Below are 18,045 nucleotides of genomic sequence, written 5' to 3' on the forward strand. Positions count from 1 at the left end.
AGTTTTATGGATAAAAAAGATTTTCAAAAAGTTTATAATGATTACTTACATCAAGGAGAAGAGCAGGCACAATTGGAAGTAGCCCGGGAAGTCGATTCAGGAGCAGAACAAATTGTTGCAGTTCGTAAAAATGATGAAGGTGATTTAATTGCCTTTAAAACAAGTAGTGGACGAGAATTAGATTATATTACTGCTCTTGATGAAGCAAAATCAGGGAAGTTAGCTCATGTGGACGTATTCCATAAGTATGGCAGGGATATTATACGTAGTGAACCTGATGGAACGAAAGAAAATAATTTAGATAACTTACCTGATTTTTAAATGGGTAAACCTCAAGAAGAGAATGTTCATTTGGATATTCTCTTCTTTACTTTGCTCAGTTTTCCCTACAAATAGAAGATTCATTTCAAAGTGAAATCACTTGTTTAAACAGCTCTCTAAATTTTTCTTTATCTTCAGCTGTAAATGGTTTTGGCCCCTTTGTACGCTTTCCGCTTTTTCGTACCATTGCACTTAAATAACGTGTTTGTAATAATTGGTCAATGTTTTCATTTGTATACTTATACCCTTTATGATGAAGAACTACACAGCCTTTTGCTAAAGCGAGCGAAGCAAGACCATAATCTTGCGTAACGATTAAATCTTCTTTCTTTGCTAGCTGCATAATCCGATAGTCTGCAGCATCTGCTCCAGAATCAACATAAATTGTTTCCACACCTGCTGGCTGTTCCGCATTAGAAAAATGAGAAAAGCTAGTAACGAGGGTAACCGGAATGTCAGCTTTCGTAGCTTCAAAGATAATAATATCTTTTACAGGACAAGCATCTGCATCAACGTAAATTTTCATTTTTATCACTCCTATAAAGTGAAAATTTAATCGGTGGGGGTTTAGTTCATTCCACACTGATTATTAATCGAACCAATCGTGCATTAACGGGCAGCCCGACTCCTACCAAACTTCTTCGTTCCAGCTGAATTTTGAGGTAGGGGTCTTATTGCCCGCAAATAGCGGGATAAATAGGTTCGTGTTGATAATAATGGTAGATTTAGGTTTTGTCAAACGAGGATTTAGTATTTAAACTTACAAAATTTGTATATCTTTAAAAGTATATGCTAACATATAGTTAGTGGAAAAATAATAATTTTCAGAAAGAAGGAATTGAATGATTTATAAAGCAGATAATAATGTAAGGGAAAAGCTAGTTGAGATGTTTGATGATTTCGATAGTACGATTGTACTTTCATATCTCCAAGGGCATATGGGAAGTGCATGGGTAGACGATCTTGTAAATCCAACTGTTGCTCAAATAACTGTAGGGATTTTTGTGTTTTATGCTGGGAATCCGAACGTAGAAGAAGCGGAAGAATTACTATACAATCTTCCTGATTTTACTCTCGCTATTGTTGATTCGATTGAATGGAAAGAACGGATAGAGGCTATTCATAAAGGATCAATTGAGAAGTTTCAAAGGTTTAGATTTAATAAGAACCCCGGCGATTTAGATAGAGAATACATTCGGGACCTATTGACTACATTACCTCAAGAATACGAAATGAAAAGAATCGATAAAAATATAGCAAAGTCTTCTTCATTCAATGCACTATCAGAAGATTTTATTAGTCAGTTTGATTCAATTGATGACTTTATTGATAGGGGCGTAGGGTATGCTATTTTAAATAAAGGGCAAGTTGTTTCTGCTGCAACATCATTTAGTATATTTGATGATGGAATCGAGATTGAAATTGTTAGTCACCCTGAACATAGAAGAAAAGGTTTAGCCACGCTTGTAGCATCTGCACTAATGTTAGATTGTCTAGATAGAGGGAAATACCCTAGTTGGGATGGAGCAAATTCTGAATCTGTTGAACTAGCAAAAAAGCTGGGTTACACTTTTAAGGAATCTTATGATACATATTTTATTGAAATAAAAAAATGAACAAGTTCAAGTACATAAACTAAAGTGTTTTTTAGTTTATGTACTTAGTTAAAAATTAATTAAATTATGTTGACGAAAAGTACAATATTTAAGGGTGCTACTCATTTTTCACAAACCAAAATAGCCTCACGCAAACGAGAAATCCCTTCCTCAATTTGATCAATGTTTACTTTTCCATAAGATAAACGAATATAACCATCTTTAGCGCCGAAAATGCTACCCGGCATAAAGGCAATTTCTTGTTTTAAGCTTTGCATAATGAGTTGTTTTTCGTTTATTGGTTCGTTTAATTTTCCCCATATGTATATACCGCCGGTCGGATTAGAGAAAGAAATTTTATCTTGTAGTTGCTCGTTTAGAGAGCGGACGATAATGTCTCTTTTTTCTGCTAGTTGCTTTCGTAAGGGCGCTATATGTGACTGGAATGGAACGGTTTCGAAAAATTGTTGCATAAGCCACTGGGGGAAAATGCTCATTCCTAATTCCATTTGGTGCCGTGCATCTGATAATCGCTCTACTACAGACTGCGGAGCGACAAGCCAGCCAACTCGTAAACCTGGTGCAATCATTTTTGATAAGGAATGTACATAAATGACTGTTCCGTTTTCATCAATTGATTTTAAAGTAGGGCAAGGTTGTTTGTTTTCTAAAGTAAGCAAACTTGACGGATCATCTTCAACGATTGCAATTCGTAAGTCCGCACAAAGTGACAACAGTTTTTTTCTACGATTTGGATGCAGCATCGTTCCCGTAGGATTTTGGAAATTTGGATTTAAAAAGATCATTTTAATACGATGTTTTCTATATAACTCTTGCACATCGTCTGGATTAATACCGTGCTCATCGACAGGTAATGGGAAAATACGAATACCTGCTGATTGGAATAACGGTAATGAATAACAGTGAGATGGACTTTCGAAAGCGACGGCATCACCTGGATTTAATAAACATTGTACGATTAGGTGAAGTGCTTGCTGTGCACCAGATGTAATCATAATCGACTGTTCGGTCGCTTCAACTTTTAAATATTCCTTCATATATTTTACTACCGCTTGTCTTAGCGGGAGATAGCCTTGCGGGTGATCGTAACTTAATGACTGTGTTAAAGGTTGTTCTCGTAAAATCGTTTGTAACTGATCATGAGGATAGAGATTACAACCAAGCTCTCCGTTTGCGAAGTCAATGATGTTTTCATTTTGCTGTATTTGCGCCCGAATGTGACGAAGTAATGGTAAGTTTGGTAAAAAAGTACCGCCCTCTACGAAACCTCTCCAGTTCGGCGTTAATGTTGGAGAAACGCCCCACATATGTGTACTCACACGTGTTCCTTTACCGGTCGTGCTTTCTACAATTCCCATAGCACGAAGCTCATTATAAGCAGTCGTTACCGTACTTCGATTTACATTTAACTGTGTAGCTAATTTCCGTTCTGAAGGGAGGAAGCTACCTGGAGGAAGCTCTCCGTACGTAATACGTCTTTCAATAAAGTCAACAACTTGCTGATAAATTGGGATTTTACTGTCACTATCTAGCTTCCATTCCATACAAACGCCTCCGCATCTCTTATATACATTAAGTATAACAAATTGGCTGGGTAAAAAAACAGCCAATTGGACGGTGTTATATCCAACCAATTTTACTATGCTAAATATGGAAGGGGAGATTCGGATGAAACGATGGCAAATGGAGTGGCTCCTAGTAGCAGTTGCTTTAGTATGGGGAGCAAATTATACAATTGGAAAGTATGGCGTGGCATTTATGTCATCCATTCAATTTAATAGTTTACGATTTTTAGTAGCATCACCGGTATTATTACTTATTACATTTATTATGGAACGCTCACTTCGTATTGAAAGAAAAGATTGGCTACGATTATTAGCAGTCGGTATCGTTGGAACGACAATGTATCAAACGATGTTTATGTTATCTGTAAAATATACTTCGGCAACGAATGCCTCATTATTAATTGCGATGTCACCTATTTTTACAGGGATATTAGCAGTATTGCACAAACAAGAACGTTTTTCGATGAAAGTACAAATTGGTTCTATATTATCCTTTATTGGTGCAGCACTCGTTTTATTAACAGGGCATACAGGAGGAGCAACTTACGAGTATGCGTGGCTCGGAAATTTAATTGGATTAGTCGCAGCAATTGCGTGGGGATGGTATCCAATTTTGGCACAACCTCTCATTACAAAATACTCCGCAATGAGAGTCACATCATGGTCAACATTAATTGGAATTGTACCTCTTGTTGTATATTGTTTATTCAATGTAAATACATTAACATGGCCAGTAGACATGCTAAGCTGGGGATCTCTAGCATATTCAATCGTCTTTGCGACAATCTTCGGACTTGCAATGTGGTATGTCGGAATTAGTAAAATCGGCTCAACGAAAGTAATGGTATATATGTATCTTGTACCATTGTTCGCAGTTATCTTTGCGGCTGTAACAATCGGGGAGCAAATCAATATGATGCAACTAGTTGGCGGTCTTATTATCTTCATCGGTTTATATGTTGTAAAAAAAGGTGGAATCAAAAAGCCAGCTCTCAATTTGAAAAAAGTAAGTTAACAGTGAAAATGATCTCTTTCAAATAGAAGGAGATCATTTTTATTTTTGCAATAAAAGTGCTTGTTCAACAGCCCATTTTTGATGATCATGAATTAAATGCTCTATAGCAAGTAGTGGAGACATCCATTGTAAAATATGGTCCTCTTCATGTGTTTCAACTTCATATATTTTTTGACCGATGTAAAAATAACCATCATTTAAATAATATGTATCTTCTTTTTCTGAATAAAAATATCGTGCTGCATTACCGATATAGTGATCAATTTCAATTCCCCAGCCTAATTCCTCTAGTAATTCACGATGTAAACATGCTTCTTTCGTTTCCGTACCTTCCATACCACCACCTGGTAAAAAGAAATGGTCTCCTTTTTTGATAATAGCCACTTTTGAACAAGTATTGTTAAAAATAACTGCATAACAACTAGGTCGTAATACATATTGCTCAGTAGGCTTTTTATAACCAAAAGTAAGTTTAGACATCATAAAACACATCACCTCTCTATAAAATACATAAAAGGAATAATAAGGTAAAAATAGAATTGTGTAAGTATAATCTGATTAGATTGGAGTGATAACAAAATGATAAATCGAAAGTGTTCACGATGTAAAGAAATATCAGGTACATTGCACGGTGGTAAAAAAATTAAGGAAGAATTTTTATGTGAGGACTGTTTGCAAAAAGGAATTGCGAGTGGAGAAATCGAATTATCACAAGTGGAAGAAAAGCAAACTTCGTATCTTTCTATAAAAATATTAAAAATAATGAGTGTTATTTATTTAATAGTATCTATTATAACCGCTTTTTCTGCTGGAGCACTTATACAGGATCCAGGGTTTGGTGGAATATCATTTTCAATAACAGGCGCAGTTGGTGTTATGATAATTGGATCGATATTCCAGTCTGTTCTCGTATTTTGCGGGATATGGGTATTCATCCTATTAGTAGAAACGGTCATTAAAATTTATGAAAAAATGAAGTGAGTGAGAGGGAGAAACATATGCGAGTAAGAAATATTCAAGGGGAAGATTATATAAAGATTCATTCCGTTTTAAATGATTGGTGGGGCGGAAGAGACATGGCACATATGTTGCCAAAATTGTTCTTCGTTCACTTTCAAGAAACGAGTTTTATCATTGAAGAAAATGGAGAAACGTTAGGTTTCTTATGTGGTTTCTTTTCACAAACGAATAAAGAGGAAGCGTACATTCATTTTATCGGCGTAAATCCAAAGTATAGAAGAAAAGGAATTGCATCGACATTGTATTCTTATTTCTTCGATGCCGCTCGTGCAAACAATCGTAAAGTTGTAAAAGCAATCACATCACCAGTTAATAAAAAATCGATACAATTTCATCAAGAAATTGGTTTTCAAATTGAAGCTGGGGATGATGAAATAGAAGGTGTATCCGTACATACAAATTATGACGGGACCGGCGGGAGTAGGGTTTTATTTTTAAAACATGTGTAAAAGTAGGCTAGCGCGAAGTTAGCCTTTTTGTTGTGAGGAGGCATAAGTATGGAGAGTAAACAAAGTAGAAATGAGTATTTACAGCGCATATATAAAGTTCAAGATTATATAGAATCAAACATAAACGATTCGCTTTTAATTGAAGAACTAGCTGATGTAGCAGGATTTTCAAAGTATCATTTTCATAGAATTTTTAAAGGGATGATGGATGAGCCGTTATCTCGGTACGTGAATCGTTTGAAATTAGAAAGAGCAACACATTTACTTACATATCGTATGGATATGACGGTTACAGACATTGCTTATCACTTTGGATTCACGGATTCAGCAGTTTTCTCCCGGACATTTAAAAATCATTACGGAGTAAGTCCATCTTACTATAGAAATCACAATAGCAAGAATTGCAAAGACGGGAACGAAGGTTATCAATACAATGAATGTAAGAAGGTTCGAGGAAATGTTGAAATTAAAACAGCGGACAATGTAAACGTTGCATACATAAGACATGTAGGTACATATAAAGATTTAACTATAGATTTTCCAAAGATGATAGAAAAACTATTTCATTACGCAACGGAGCAAAACTATCATGTATTCGAGGATACGAAGGTATTAACAATTTATCACGATCATCACGAGTTTACAGAAGACTATCATTTAAGAACGAGCCTTTGTATAACAATTCCAGATGAATCCGCTGTAGAAACGAGCGAAATTGGAATTATGGCAATACCGCCAGGAAAGTATGCAGTAGGCCATTTTGAAATATTCCAAGACGAATATAAAGGGGCATGGGATTTCTTATATGGCGAGTGGCTACCGAATAGCGGATATAAACCGAGAGATTCGTATCCTTTTGAAATGTATAAAAATGATCCAGGGCAACACCCAGAACATAAACATATAGTTGAAATATATGTACCTATCGAACCTTTTTAATCATTGATTAAGGGGGAAGAACAATGCAAAATGCTGAAAAGTTAGATTGTGTTATAAAAGAAAAATACAAAAATATTAATGGTATGTTAGTTGTACATAAAGGTGATGTTGTTTTTGAAAATTATTATAATGGTTACGGTTCAGATGATGCATTTCATGTAGCATCAGTCACAAAAACGATAATCTCTGCGTTAATTGGAATATGTGTAGATAAAGGCTATATAAAAAGCGTTGATCAAAAGGTAATGGAATTTTTCCCGGAATATAATTGTAATTCAACTGAAATAACAGTGCGGCATCTTCTTACAATGACAGCTCCATATCCTTATGCAGATTGGCAGGAACCACTAGAAGAATTATGTACACAAAAGGATTGGATAGAGTATACGTTAAATAGAATCGGACAAGGCGGAGAAATTGGATCTTTTAAATATTCATCTGCAGGAGCTCATTTATTATCAGCAATAATTACGAGTGTAACTGGGAAAAGTGCTCGTGAGTTTGCGAATGAATACCTATTTCAGCCTATCGGTATAAGAGAAATTCCAAACTACAATATGAAAGCATTTGGATTTGATGACTTATTCGGAAAAGATGTAAAAGGATGGGTTCACGATCCAAACGGTATTTCAACTGGTGGTTGGGGACTTACATTAACAGTTAAAGATATGGCTAAGTTTGGACAATTGTATTTGAATGAAGGTATTCATAATGAAAAGCGAATCCTTTCAAAATCATGGGTAAAAGAATCAACGGTGATGAATCCAAATCGATATGGGTACTTATGGTGGTTACGAGAAGAGGATGGTATCTTTTCATACTGTGCAATGGGTGATGGTGGGAATGTGATTTGTTGTATTCCGGAGAAGGAATTGGTGGTGGTGATTGCGTCTGAAATTGTACCTGAAGCGCGGGATAGATGGAGATTAATCAAAGAGTGTATATTTCCTTATTTAAAAGTTTTATAAAATGATAATCAAAGGAATAGTTATACTAGTTATGTTCTTCATGATTGAAATAAGTGTTGTGAGAACGAAGTCGTTCAATTAAGATTAGAAAACTTCAACACCTATACGATTATTGAATAATTGAAAGGTGTTGAAGTACTTTCTAAGTTAATTAAGATACATTAAACTGAAATGCCTTTTTCTTTAATTGTTAACTATTTTTTAACTTTTCGATGTATAAGGTACATCATGCCGAGCACAATTGCTAATAAGATAAATTTAAATAATTCCATTAGGCTGGCATCCCACTTGTTTTGCAATCCATCTGTTAAATAAAATACATTAAACATACCATGTAAAATTGCGGGTGGTACTACAGAACAACCATACTCTCTCGTGTACGTCAAGATTATAGATAATATAAATAATAACGAGAGATAACTTAATATTCCTAAAAACCATAACTCATAGTTTTTATAAAAGAGTGCTACTGGTAAATGCCATAAAGACCAAAGTGAAGCGGTAATTATTGCTGCTTGTATTAATGAATATTTTTTTCGTAAATAGTAATGAAAATTCCCACGCCAAATAATTTCCTCTAAAAATGCAGATAAAGATCCAATTGTAAGACCAATGAGTAGGAGAAATCCCAGTTCATTACAATGATTAAATAAGAACTTTATATTATAAATATAAAAATAGAAATGGAGACATAGACCTAGAAGTAGTGGGAATAAAATGGAGAAAATTGGTGATTTTAATGTTAGACGTGAAATGCTAAATGTATGAACTATTTTTTGTTTCTTATATACTTTTTGATATAAAATAACCGCTAACAGCGGAACAACCATCGTAAAACCCAAATAATTACGACCATTTTCTATGTTTAGTAAAACGATATAAACAAGCGATGTGAGAAAATAAATGTATAATGTTGAATAATAAACTATGTTTTTATTAATATTATTCACCTACCTAAGTACGTATAATTTGTTAATCGAATATTGGATATTTTAATTATATATGAAGTGGAAATAGACAGAATGAATATTTTCATATTGTTGATTCTAATAATAGAGAAGAGGATTAAATTTTATACCGCTTATTATGTATAAGTAAGAGATAGAAAGAGATAGAAAGAGATTGCTCTAGATGGATAAAAGACGTTGTTTGAAAGGTGAGGGTATGATGACAAAGTCTAATATTGTAGAAATTATTTCAGCTTTAGTATCTATTATCGGCGTGTATATACTAATAAATGCACCAGAAATGGGGAGTAAGGCAGCAAGTAAATCTGTTGCAGAGCAGGGCGGTCATATGGATACGAGTACATATTTAGCTATATTACAAGGATATGGAAATTCATATACAATTCTAGGCGCGATTTGTTTATTTATGGGATTGTTCAGTTTAATTTCGATAATTTCAATTCAAGTGTATAAAAGTAAATAGACGTTGAAAAAACAATGCTCCTGTCAACTTGGCAGGAGTATTATTTTTATAAATAAGAATTTTTACGTTACAGGTTAATGAAGAAGGACGAACGATTATTATAGTAACTCATGATATTGAAATAGCTAAGCGATGTAATAGAATTATTAAGTTAGTTGATGGACAAGTAATGCGGAGTTAAAGGTAGAGATAATAAGAGCTAAGGGGAAGGGGTTATTAGTGAAAAGGAATCTATAATTTTAGAAAGAAATTATACGTAGTTTTTCGAATAGTGTGGTAATTAATTCGAGAGGTTAATACTATTAGATTTGAGGAACGGAGAAATTTCATGTTTATCGCCACTTACACGAAACATTGAATTAAAAATAATTGAACAAGAGGATATTGTAATTTATTGAGGCATTCCATACAGCCAATGTTAATCAGTACAAGAACGAGTTTGCTCTTGTGCTCATTGACATCCACTGGAGATAACATAAGATAAACTCCAATGCCTGCTGTAAGCCTCATAATAAGATTATATTACTTTAGATTTTGTATTCACTTTTTGTTCTTTCTTTTGCATGGAAGCAAGGCCAGCAAATAAAGCCATTACCACGAGAATTCCACCTATAACAGCATTCGCTTCAACACTAAAACGTTCAATCGTAATGCCACCAATTGTGGAGCCAAACGCCATTCCTACATGGACAGCTGAATTGTTTAAACTTTGCTGAATGTCCGATGTATCAGATGCAGCTATGATTAAATAGCTTTGAATAGCTGGTTGAAGTGCCCAGCTCAGCATACTCCATACTATCATAACCATAAGGAAAAGTGCTGCGTTAAATGTTGTAAAAGGAAGAATGAAAATGGACACTGCAAAAACGGGAATTACAGTAATTATCGTTTTCTTAGGACCTATACGATCTGACAACAATCCACCAACACCTCCGCCGATGATGGCCGCGATGCCAACAATCAAATACATTACGCTTATCCAGTTTCCATCAAGACTGAGTGTTCTTTGTAAAAAAGGTGTAAGATAGGCATAAAGCGTTAAATGGCCTCCAAAGAATAAAACAGACGTAAGTTGAATGCATATGATTTTTTTGTTTTTTAATGTTTGTAGTTGTGCCTGAATTGATATACTTGGTTTCGGTTCCATCTTTCCTAATAATAATTGGATACATACAATTGAAATTGCAGTTAAAACGACAATAAAGACAAACGGAGCGCGCCATCCAAAGGCATTACCGAGCATCAATCCAAAAGGAACACCTAATACGAGAGAAGCACTAACACCCATTAATACTAAACTAATCGCACGAGCACGGTAAGCTTCTGAACTAATATTGGATGCGATTGTTAAACAAAGGGAGATTAAAAGTGCTGCGCACATTGCCGAAATGATTCTAGTAACTAAAAGCACAGTGTAACTTAAGCTTAAGACAGTAATGATATTGGCAAACAACGCCACAGATAAAGTCAAAAGCATTAATCGTTTCCGTTCCATCTTTGATGTAGCAGAAAGTAGCAAGGGCCCCGATATGGCAAAAGTTAGAGAAAAAACGGAGATTAACATCCCTGCTTGGCCTAGGGAAATACCGAAATCATTTGCGACTAAAGGAAGAATACCTCCAAAAATCATCTCTACTAGGCCGACGACAAAAGAAACAATCGTCAGTAAATATACACGTTTGTTCATAAAACACCTCTCTTTAATAATTTTAAAAAATGCACTTCAATATGGAAGGTTACCATTCTATTACTTAAAGAGCAAGCTCAATAATAAAAAAAGAATTTATAGTAATTTTCTACATTCATAAATGTCATTCGATTCCGAAAAAAGTAAATCACCCCGTAACTTTCCACTATAAAAAATCGTTAAACAAAAGAAAGGATTTTTACTCGCGAATGGAGGAGAGACATGAAGATTCTAATTCTAGGTGGTACACGTTTTTTAGGAAGAGCGTTTGTAGAAGAAGCTTTGAAAAGAGGGCATGAAGTTACATTATTTAATCGCGGAACGAATAAAGAAATTTTTCCTGAAGTAGAGCAGTTAATCGGTGATAGAAATGGCGATGTATCAAGTTTAGAAAATCGAAAATGGGATGCTGTGGTGGACACATGTGGATTTTCTCCGCATCACATTAGGAAAGTAGGAGAAGTACTTAAAGATAATATTGAACACTATACATTCATCTCAAGCCTTTCCGTATATAAAGATTGGATTCCGTTGCACATAAAGGAAGACTATGTATTACAACCTGAACCTTCTATTGATAAGTTAAAGGCTGTAGAGAATGGTGAAATATCTCCTTATGAGTATTACGGTGCGTTAAAAGTATTATGTGAAAAAGAGGCAGAGAAGTATTGGCCAGATCGTGTTTTACACGTAAGAGCAGGACTTCTTTCAGGAATGTTTGATTATACAGATCGGCTTCCATACTGGATTCAGCGCGTAGCACAGGGCGGTAATGTATTAGTTCCTGGCAGGAAAGACCGTCCAGTTCAGTTCGTTGATATAAAAGATGTCGCAAGCTTTGGACTAAACATGTCAGAAAATAATAAGGTAGGGACATTTAATGTAACAGGTCCGAAAGATAAAATGACAATGGAGGAATTATTAAATACGTGTAAAGAAGTTACGAATAGCGATGCTGAATTCGTTTGGGTCAATGAATCATTCATGAATGAGAATAAAGTGCAGCCATGGACAGAAATGCCTTTATGGCTTCCTGAAACTTTTTCATTGGAAGGTGAAACAGAGCCGTGGAAAGGTGGATTCTTTGTTAATATAGAGAGCGCAGTTAAAGCCGGGCTTACTTTTAGAAGGTTAGAGGATACAGTTATAGACGTGCATGAGTGGATGAAGGGTATGAAAGATAGGGAATTAAAGGCAGGTATTTCGGGTGAGAGGGAGAGAGTATTATTAGAGAAGTGGTATTAAGAATGGGAAACAAAGGTATTTTGAGAAGGATTTGATTTTAAGGGATGGTATGATTCATTGTATAAATCTTTACTCAAGGAGATATTCTATTTATTTCTAAACTATAGTAGTTATTATGAATATAATAGTTGAATATAAAAGAGCACACTTATTCATAGCGAAAGTGTGCTCTTTTCCTTACTTATATTGTGATGGCGAAATACGGTCTAGCCATAGTATGCCATCGTATTGTTCAATCGGTCTTAAAATTTCTTCATAGTCTTTATCGCCCCAGTGTCTTGCGGTAGTAGGGGTAAACATCCAAGACGTTTCAGGGCGATTGCGCTCTCCTTTCAAATTGACAAATATATTAGGATTTTGAGATGTTCGCAGTATATTTTCGATGCTTTGTTCAGCGTGGTCTATATCTATAGGGACTATTTTATCAAGGTCATTACTATCCCAACTATTTCCGCTATACGCATATACGCCAATTGTATACATTTGCTCTTTTATCCGTTGAGGTAAATAATCAATCATATTAGGTGCTTTAAAATTGTATTGTTGGTATTTGGTCCAGTCGAGTATCATTTTTGAATTTTGTTTTCGGATATGATAGTTATGTCCCCATACAATGATTTTTTTATTTTTGTACTGAATATCACTTAACCAAGCTAAGGTTTGCCCCATCTTTTGATCTCGAATATAAAGTGATAGATCGGAAAGTTTAAAGTCTGTTGGGTAAATAGAGTTTTTTTCTTTTACAGTAGCATCTTGGTGTGTCTTAATTGTATCAATACGTGTACTGATAGTCTTTTCTAATAGGTTTACATCATATGTATTTGATGGAGCTACCTTAGTCAATTCTGTTTTATGTTGTTGGACAAACGTTTTAATTTTTTCATATTTGGCTATTATCGGCTGAATGTCCGTTTTATATTGTTCATAAGAGTACTCATTATCTTTAGGTGCAATTTTCTCCTCTATATTGAGTAATTCTTTATGAGCTATTTCTATATCATTAGCAATTTCAGGATTAATTTTTTCTAACCATTCTTTTGCAAACTCGGGGAAATAAGAATACCATCTAAATTGAGTATCAAAGCCTGTTAATATAAGAGGTGTTCCTTTTTCTTTTTGCTCTTTTATATATTGAAATAGCTCCACTATTTCTTCAGTATGCCAAACACCATATAAAGATTTTTTCATGGCCTGCAAGGCTGTTAATTGGTCGAGGTTTTGATTTACAGCATTTGCCTCTGCAAATCCTGTTTCAAACGCAATTACATCATATCCCATTTCTTCATGTAAATACTTAATCATACGTACTTTTGATTGGTTTATTTCCTTAGCACCATGTGTACTTTCCCCAAGTAGAACAATTCGTTTATCTTTTATTTTTTCTTTTAAAAAGGATAAATCTTCAGTTGTCTGTGCGTTTGGTTCGTTTAATTTTTGTGCATTTTCCTTTATCCATTCTTCCCATTTTGGCTGATCTTTCGGTTTCTCTTCAGCTGAAATCACAGATGTAAATGCTGTGAAAGCTAGAAGTGAAGTAATTATTCCTATTTTCCACTTAGTAAACACATATTTCCCCCCATGAAACAATTTTGTTCTTTAAATAACAGGATATATATCCAAATATATACTGTTCTTCCATGTATTTATATTAGTTGATAATATCATAAGAAACAATATAAAAATTAAGAAAATTCGATCTAGAATTAGATAATGAAGGTTATTATTTTTATTAGTTACTACGAGTTAGTTGACAACAAATAACGAATCAATAGTTAGAATAATGGTTTTTATCTAAAAATATTGAAAGGCATGATTGGATTTAGTAACCTTAATTTATAAATAATAGTGTGTAATTAGGTATAGTGCATATGAAAAAAGCTTTTGTGTACTTACTTGCAATTACAATTGTTTAATATCTTAATCCAAAACTATATAAAGGTGGTACAAAATAGTGGATCTTACATTTAAAGTAGAAAAAACATGTTTTAATTACCGCGTCGGAGCAATTTGTAAACAAGGTAATAAAATACTAATTCTGCAAGGTGACGGTGAAGATTTTTGGTACGTACCAGGTGGCCGTGTAAAAATGCTAGAAAATAGTGAAGATGCATTAAAACGAGAGCTTGCAGAAGAACTAAGCGTTCCTATTGAAGTGAAGAGATTAATATGGTCAGTAGAAAATTTCTTTACACTTTCTGAGCGGAAGTTTCATGAAATTAGTTTTTATTATGAAGTAGAGCTACATGAATTGCCAGCGAATGGAGCGGGTCAATATATTTTGGAAGAAGAGGGTAGAACTTATATGTTTAAATGGGTGCCGGTAGAAGAGTTAGATGCATATAACTTACAACCAGCGTTTATAAAAGAGAAAGTAAAGGATTTATCAATTCATACAGAACATATCGTTTTACAAAAGTAAACGTATTCGGAGGGGAAAACGGTGAAGGGGACTAAAAAAGAGATACATATAGATGATAAAGTAATGCGTTACACACATATCGAAAAAGGTTCTAATACAATTTGCTTTATGTTCTCAGGTTCAGGCTACAATTATGATAAGCCATTATTTTATTATGCAACAATGTTAATGCTTGAACATAAAATAGATGTAGTACATATTCATTATTCCTACGATGGACAATTAATGGAACAACCAATGGAAGAAATAACGAAAGTGATGATGGGTGATATTAATCCTATAATGAATGAAGTATTAAAAAGTGGGCAGTATAGCGATTTGATGTTTTTAGGAAAATCACTCGGAACAATCCCGATTGCAAATGATTTAATGAAGAGAGAGCAATACCTACAGTCAAAAATGCTATTAATTACACCTCTACTGACGTATCATTCGATTTTTGAGTCAATCTTACATAGTCATCACGAAGGGCTTTTAGTAATTGGAGACAAAGATCATCAATTCAATGCAAATCAAATTGAACAATTAGATCAATCGAATTTAAAGATTGAGGTTGTTAAAAACGCTAACCACTCTTTAAATGTTGGAGAATTTGAAACAGAGAATTCAATTGTAGCTATAGCAAAAGTAATAGAAAAACTAGAAGAAGTTGTTAGGTCAAACTAATTTAAGTTTTCAATACATGCAAAAAGAGGTGCAATTTGCACCTCTTTTTTATTTAATAAGCCTTCAACACATGAAGTAAATAATCTTTCCGATTGAGCGGATTAAAGTCAACCCGTTTTCGAGTAGGGAAAGGAGCCTTCAGTTCAGTGAAACCAGAAGGATTAGTTGTAAAGATACCTTCACCTTCAGTAAATGAATGTAGTAGTCGCTTAAAGCTTTCCGTTTTCGCAACAGGTAATGATCCAGTTAAGTGATAAGAATCATTATGCAATATAGGCTCTGCGAAAGTAGCTGGAATGGCAGCTAGTTTATACATCGCTGTACTAATTGAATGCTCTGGAACAGTTAATTCAAATTCATTTATTGGTTCAAATACACATGTTCCAGCTCGTTTCAAAGCATCCATTAAAATGAGCGGAGTTAAATTTCTAAAGTCGCTCGCTGTTGTCACAGGGCTTGCATAACCGGTATGAGTTAACGTGACTAGAATATCAGTAACTTCCCATCCGTATAAACCTTGTTTTAATGTTTGAAATACAGTATCCTCAATTGCTTTATGAAACGCTAAAGGTAGTGATCCAAGCTCAACACCTAAGTTATACGTTATGCCAGAGCTAAGCTCACCTCGTTCAATTTTGAAGCCGATTGTTGCGTAAAAAGGATTCGCCTTTTCACCCATTACTTCAATGCTATTTCCTATTCCGATTGGCTTTTCAATACAAACAACTCGCGTATTTGAAAAAGTAACTTGTAGATTGTATTTTTCATGAAGCATTGTCTCGATAACTTCTTTTTGTACTTCACCGAAAAGGCGAATATATAGTTCACTATGAACATCGTCTTTCCACACTTTAATGAGCGGATCTTCTTCACATAGTTCCATAAGAGCTACATATAAATCATGATTTCTTTCTTTAGGCATTGCTTTAATGGCTGCTTCCATTTGTGGTTCGGCCAATTGAATGTCTTTAATATGATTCGTCCGTTCTCCGATAATATCACCAATTTTAATATCGCTAAATCCCCAAACCTTACCAAAATCTCCACTTTGAACAGTAGGAGTTTGAACTGCATTGCCATTATGAAAAATACACATTTTTTTAATCTTTTCTTTATGTGTTAGAGACTTACTACGCTGAATATCAACATGTTTTCTAACGTGTAAACTACCAGAAAACACTCTTACATAAGCTATCTTTTCGCCAGAAGACTCACGTTCAATTTTAAAAACAACACCGGATAATGTATCATCTTCACAATGCGATGATGTATCCGCGGGAAGCATAGCTGAAATATTTTCAAGTAATTCAGTTATCCCTATACCTGTCATTGCTGAACCGAAAAAGATAGGGTATACATTTGTTCGCTGTATTTGCTTTTCTAGTTCTTTTCTTAATAGTGCGTCCGGTACAATTTCGTTATTTACATACGATTCAAGTAATGATTCGTTATATGTTGCTAGTAGTTCAATACAATCTTCATATGATTCATATTCAATAATGCGAGCTTGTTTTGTTCCTTCGTTTTCAACTGCATAGAAGGGTAATACTTCATTTGAAAGAGTTTCTCTTATTTGTTTCACAACTTTTTCAGTATTTGCGCCACTACGATCAATTTTATTAATAAATAAAACAGTCGGTATGTTTAGTTTCTGTAATGTCCGCATTAAGATTTTTGTTTGTGCTTGCACACCTTCAACGGCAGAGATAACTAAAATCGCACCGTCTAAAACGCGGAATGATCGCTCCACTTCAGCGATAAAATCAGCGTGTCCAGGTGTATCAATGACATTTACTTTTAAATCATCAAGAAAGAAAGAAACGACAGATGCTTTAATTGTAATTCCTCGTTGTCTTTCTAATTCCATTGAATCAGTATGTGTATTTCCGCTATCTACTCGACCGATTTCTTTAATCACATTCGTTTCATAAAGAATACGCTCAGTCAAACTCGTCTTGCCAGCGTCCACGTGCGCGACAATCCCTATATTTATAGTTGGCATATATTAAAATCCTCATTTCGTTTTCCATTTTCATTTCCTCTTTTCTATTTGTGAATTGCCGCATTACAATCACTCTCCAGTCATTTAAATTATTACTATTATAATGTAATTTACATTTTTTGTAACGCGACAAAGCGCCTTAATTTGGAAAAATAAGAACGAAAACAAAATGCTTGCATTTTAAATTGTTATCAATTATATTAATTGACATATCAACTATTGATGCATCAAACATTTTTGTTTTGAATGTAAAGGAGGGGTAATTTGACAAGTTCATGCTCAAAAGAAGCGATTATTTTATATAAATTACACTTCCTCAATAAAGAAGTAAGTTCGAAGTTTGAAGGGTGTACTGGTATGAGTCAGTCTAGACTAGAACTCATACTGCAGTTATATGAAGTAGATGAAATTAGTCAAAAAGCACTTCAGCAAGAAGTGAATATTGATAATGCCGCAATTACGAGGCATTTAAAACAGCTGGAGGCAAACGGAATGATTACAAGACGTAAAAATCCAGATGATAACAGAATTACTTTAGTTTCTCTAACTGAAGAGGGAAGAAATAAAATTCAAGTGTTTCAAGAGGAAAAAGAACGTTTTGCCGCTTCAGCATTTAAAGGATTAAGTGAAGAAGAACGCGATAATCTTTTAACTATGTTAGATCGCATTCAAGAAAATATAAAAGAATTATAAAAAAAAGGG

At 34.4% G+C, this 18,045-nt stretch carries 19 protein-coding genes and 1 pseudogene; 13 read left to right on the forward strand and 7 right to left on the reverse strand.

The window, feature by feature from the left end; all coding sequences use genetic code 11:
- The first annotated feature begins 6 nt into the window (after window positions 1–6).
- Entirely contained in the window at window positions 7–321 is a 315-nt protein-coding gene (locus tag MR109_RS20610) for a DUF3892 domain-containing protein (RefSeq protein ID WP_048375266.1), read from the forward strand.
- A gap of 85 nt (window positions 322–406) precedes the next feature.
- On the opposite strand, the gene MR109_RS20615 is transcribed toward MR109_RS20610, so the two are convergent.
- Window positions 407–847 (reverse strand): YaiI/YqxD family protein, encoded by a 441-nt coding sequence (locus MR109_RS20615; RefSeq protein WP_242273698.1) that lies wholly within the window; start codon window positions 845–847, stop codon window positions 407–409.
- A 316-nt stretch (window positions 848–1,163) separates the two neighbouring features.
- On the opposite strand from MR109_RS20615, the gene MR109_RS20620 reads away from it, so the two are divergent.
- Complete coding sequence (locus tag MR109_RS20620) at window positions 1,164–1,937, forward strand: GNAT family N-acetyltransferase (RefSeq protein WP_242273699.1); 774 nt, start codon at window positions 1,164–1,166, stop codon at window positions 1,935–1,937.
- A gap of 101 nt (window positions 1,938–2,038) precedes the next feature.
- Here the strand turns inward: MR109_RS20620 and pdxR are convergent, their stop codons facing one another.
- Complete coding sequence (pdxR, locus tag MR109_RS20625) at window positions 2,039–3,481, reverse strand: MocR-like pyridoxine biosynthesis transcription factor PdxR (protein ID WP_242273700.1); 1,443 nt, start codon at window positions 3,479–3,481, stop codon at window positions 2,039–2,041.
- Window positions 3,482–3,605: 124 nt separating this feature from the next.
- On the opposite strand from pdxR, the gene MR109_RS20630 reads away from it, so the two are divergent.
- A complete protein-coding gene (locus MR109_RS20630; protein ID WP_242273701.1) occupies window positions 3,606–4,517 on the forward strand; it encodes a DMT family transporter in 912 nt (303 codons plus the stop codon).
- 39 nt (window positions 4,518–4,556) lie between these two features.
- Here the strand turns inward: MR109_RS20630 and MR109_RS20635 are convergent, their stop codons facing one another.
- Complete coding sequence (locus MR109_RS20635; protein WP_242273704.1) at window positions 4,557–5,000, reverse strand: NUDIX hydrolase; 444 nt, start codon at window positions 4,998–5,000, stop codon at window positions 4,557–4,559.
- Between the two features lie 96 nt (window positions 5,001–5,096).
- On the opposite strand from MR109_RS20635, the gene MR109_RS20640 reads away from it, so the two are divergent.
- From MR109_RS20640 to MR109_RS20655, 4 genes are read left to right on the forward strand one after another with little or no spacing between them, the layout of a single operon-like run.
- Window positions 5,097–5,498: a DUF3980 domain-containing protein gene (locus MR109_RS20640; protein WP_098305837.1), complete on the forward strand. Its 402-nt coding sequence runs from the start codon at window positions 5,097–5,099 to the stop codon at window positions 5,496–5,498.
- 17 nt (window positions 5,499–5,515) lie between these two features.
- Window positions 5,516–5,986: a GNAT family N-acetyltransferase gene (locus tag MR109_RS20645; protein ID WP_242273705.1), complete on the forward strand. Its 471-nt coding sequence runs from the start codon at window positions 5,516–5,518 to the stop codon at window positions 5,984–5,986.
- 48 nt (window positions 5,987–6,034) lie between these two features.
- Complete coding sequence (locus MR109_RS20650) at window positions 6,035–6,925, forward strand: AraC family transcriptional regulator (protein WP_242273707.1); 891 nt, start codon at window positions 6,035–6,037, stop codon at window positions 6,923–6,925.
- Window positions 6,926–6,948: 23 nt separating this feature from the next.
- Window positions 6,949–7,893: a serine hydrolase domain-containing protein gene (locus MR109_RS20655; protein ID WP_242273708.1), complete on the forward strand. Its 945-nt coding sequence runs from the start codon at window positions 6,949–6,951 to the stop codon at window positions 7,891–7,893.
- A 194-nt stretch (window positions 7,894–8,087) separates the two neighbouring features.
- Here MR109_RS20655 and MR109_RS20660 read toward each other — a convergent pair whose 3' ends face one another.
- Window positions 8,088–8,843: a CPBP family intramembrane glutamic endopeptidase gene (locus MR109_RS20660; RefSeq protein ID WP_242273709.1), complete on the reverse strand. Its 756-nt coding sequence runs from the start codon at window positions 8,841–8,843 to the stop codon at window positions 8,088–8,090.
- 181 nt (window positions 8,844–9,024) lie between these two features.
- On the opposite strand from MR109_RS20660, the gene MR109_RS20665 reads away from it, so the two are divergent.
- Together MR109_RS20665 and MR109_RS20670 are read left to right on the forward strand one after the other, a co-directional pair.
- Entirely contained in the window at window positions 9,025–9,324 is a 300-nt protein-coding gene (locus MR109_RS20665; protein ID WP_242273710.1) for a hypothetical protein, read from the forward strand.
- A 67-nt stretch (window positions 9,325–9,391) separates the two neighbouring features.
- Window positions 9,392–9,505 (forward strand): annotated as a pseudogene (locus MR109_RS20670) (ABC transporter ATP-binding protein); the annotation flags it as partial.
- 336 nt (window positions 9,506–9,841) lie between these two features.
- Here MR109_RS20670 and MR109_RS20675 read toward each other — a convergent pair.
- Window positions 9,842–11,011, reverse strand: coding sequence for an MFS transporter (locus MR109_RS20675; protein ID WP_242273711.1), 1,170 nt, complete (start codon window positions 11,009–11,011; stop codon window positions 9,842–9,844).
- 222 nt (window positions 11,012–11,233) lie between these two features.
- Here MR109_RS20675 and MR109_RS20680 point away from each other — a divergent pair, with 222 nt between their 5' ends.
- A complete protein-coding gene (locus tag MR109_RS20680; protein WP_242273712.1) occupies window positions 11,234–12,256 on the forward strand; it encodes an SDR family oxidoreductase in 1,023 nt (340 codons plus the stop codon).
- A 177-nt stretch (window positions 12,257–12,433) separates the two neighbouring features.
- On the opposite strand, the gene MR109_RS20685 is transcribed toward MR109_RS20680, so the two are convergent.
- A complete protein-coding gene (locus tag MR109_RS20685; RefSeq protein WP_242273713.1) occupies window positions 12,434–13,822 on the reverse strand; it encodes an erythromycin esterase family protein in 1,389 nt (462 codons plus the stop codon).
- Between the two features lie 385 nt (window positions 13,823–14,207).
- Between MR109_RS20685 and MR109_RS20690 the strand changes: the two genes are divergently transcribed.
- Together MR109_RS20690 and MR109_RS20695 are read left to right on the forward strand one after the other, a co-directional pair.
- Entirely contained in the window at window positions 14,208–14,675 is a 468-nt protein-coding gene (locus MR109_RS20690) for an NUDIX hydrolase (RefSeq protein WP_242273714.1), read from the forward strand.
- Between the two features lie 21 nt (window positions 14,676–14,696).
- Window positions 14,697–15,341 carry an alpha/beta hydrolase gene (locus tag MR109_RS20695; protein WP_242273715.1) on the forward strand — a complete coding sequence of 215 codons (645 nt, stop codon included), beginning with the start codon at window positions 14,697–14,699 and terminating at the stop codon, window positions 15,339–15,341.
- Between the two features lie 52 nt (window positions 15,342–15,393).
- Here MR109_RS20695 and tet read toward each other — a convergent pair whose 3' ends face one another.
- Window positions 15,394–17,343 (reverse strand): tetracycline resistance ribosomal protection protein, encoded by a 1,950-nt coding sequence (tet, locus tag MR109_RS20700; RefSeq protein ID WP_242273716.1) that lies wholly within the window; start codon window positions 17,341–17,343, stop codon window positions 15,394–15,396.
- Between the two features lie 264 nt (window positions 17,344–17,607).
- Between tet and MR109_RS20705 the strand changes: the two genes are divergently transcribed.
- Complete coding sequence (locus tag MR109_RS20705) at window positions 17,608–18,036, forward strand: MarR family winged helix-turn-helix transcriptional regulator (RefSeq protein WP_002172515.1); 429 nt, start codon at window positions 17,608–17,610, stop codon at window positions 18,034–18,036.
- Window positions 18,037–18,045 lie beyond the last annotated feature (9 nt).

Source organism: Bacillus cereus group sp. BfR-BA-01310, assembly GCF_022664325.1.
Taxonomy (GTDB): Bacteria; Bacillota; Bacilli; order Bacillales; family Bacillaceae_G; genus Bacillus_A; species Bacillus_A paramycoides.

Excerpts from the sequence above, each read along its gene's own strand:
- MR109_RS20610 (WP_048375266.1), top strand. The coding sequence starts at position 7 with ATGGATAAAAAAGATTTTCAAAAAGTTTATAATGATTACTTACATCAA.
- MR109_RS20615 (WP_242273698.1), bottom strand. The coding sequence starts at position 847 with ATGAAAATTTACGTTGATGCAGATGCTTGTCCTGTAAAAGATATTATT.
- MR109_RS20620 (WP_242273699.1), top strand. The coding sequence starts at position 1,164 with ATGATTTATAAAGCAGATAATAATGTAAGGGAAAAGCTAGTTGAGATG.
- pdxR (WP_242273700.1), bottom strand. The coding sequence starts at position 3,481 with ATGGAATGGAAGCTAGATAGTGACAGTAAAATCCCAATTTATCAGCAA.
- MR109_RS20630 (WP_242273701.1), top strand. The coding sequence starts at position 3,606 with ATGAAACGATGGCAAATGGAGTGGCTCCTAGTAGCAGTTGCTTTAGTA.
- MR109_RS20635 (WP_242273704.1), bottom strand. The coding sequence starts at position 5,000 with ATGATGTCTAAACTTACTTTTGGTTATAAAAAGCCTACTGAGCAATAT.
- MR109_RS20640 (WP_098305837.1), top strand. The coding sequence starts at position 5,097 with ATGATAAATCGAAAGTGTTCACGATGTAAAGAAATATCAGGTACATTG.
- MR109_RS20645 (WP_242273705.1), top strand. The coding sequence starts at position 5,516 with ATGCGAGTAAGAAATATTCAAGGGGAAGATTATATAAAGATTCATTCC.
- MR109_RS20650 (WP_242273707.1), top strand. The coding sequence starts at position 6,035 with ATGGAGAGTAAACAAAGTAGAAATGAGTATTTACAGCGCATATATAAA.
- MR109_RS20655 (WP_242273708.1), top strand. The coding sequence starts at position 6,949 with ATGCAAAATGCTGAAAAGTTAGATTGTGTTATAAAAGAAAAATACAAA.
- MR109_RS20665 (WP_242273710.1), top strand. The coding sequence starts at position 9,025 with ATGGATAAAAGACGTTGTTTGAAAGGTGAGGGTATGATGACAAAGTCT.
- MR109_RS20675 (WP_242273711.1), bottom strand. The coding sequence starts at position 11,011 with ATGAACAAACGTGTATATTTACTGACGATTGTTTCTTTTGTCGTCGGC.
- MR109_RS20680 (WP_242273712.1), top strand. The coding sequence starts at position 11,234 with ATGAAGATTCTAATTCTAGGTGGTACACGTTTTTTAGGAAGAGCGTTT.
- tet (WP_242273716.1), bottom strand. The coding sequence starts at position 17,343 with ATGCCAACTATAAATATAGGGATTGTCGCGCACGTGGACGCTGGCAAG.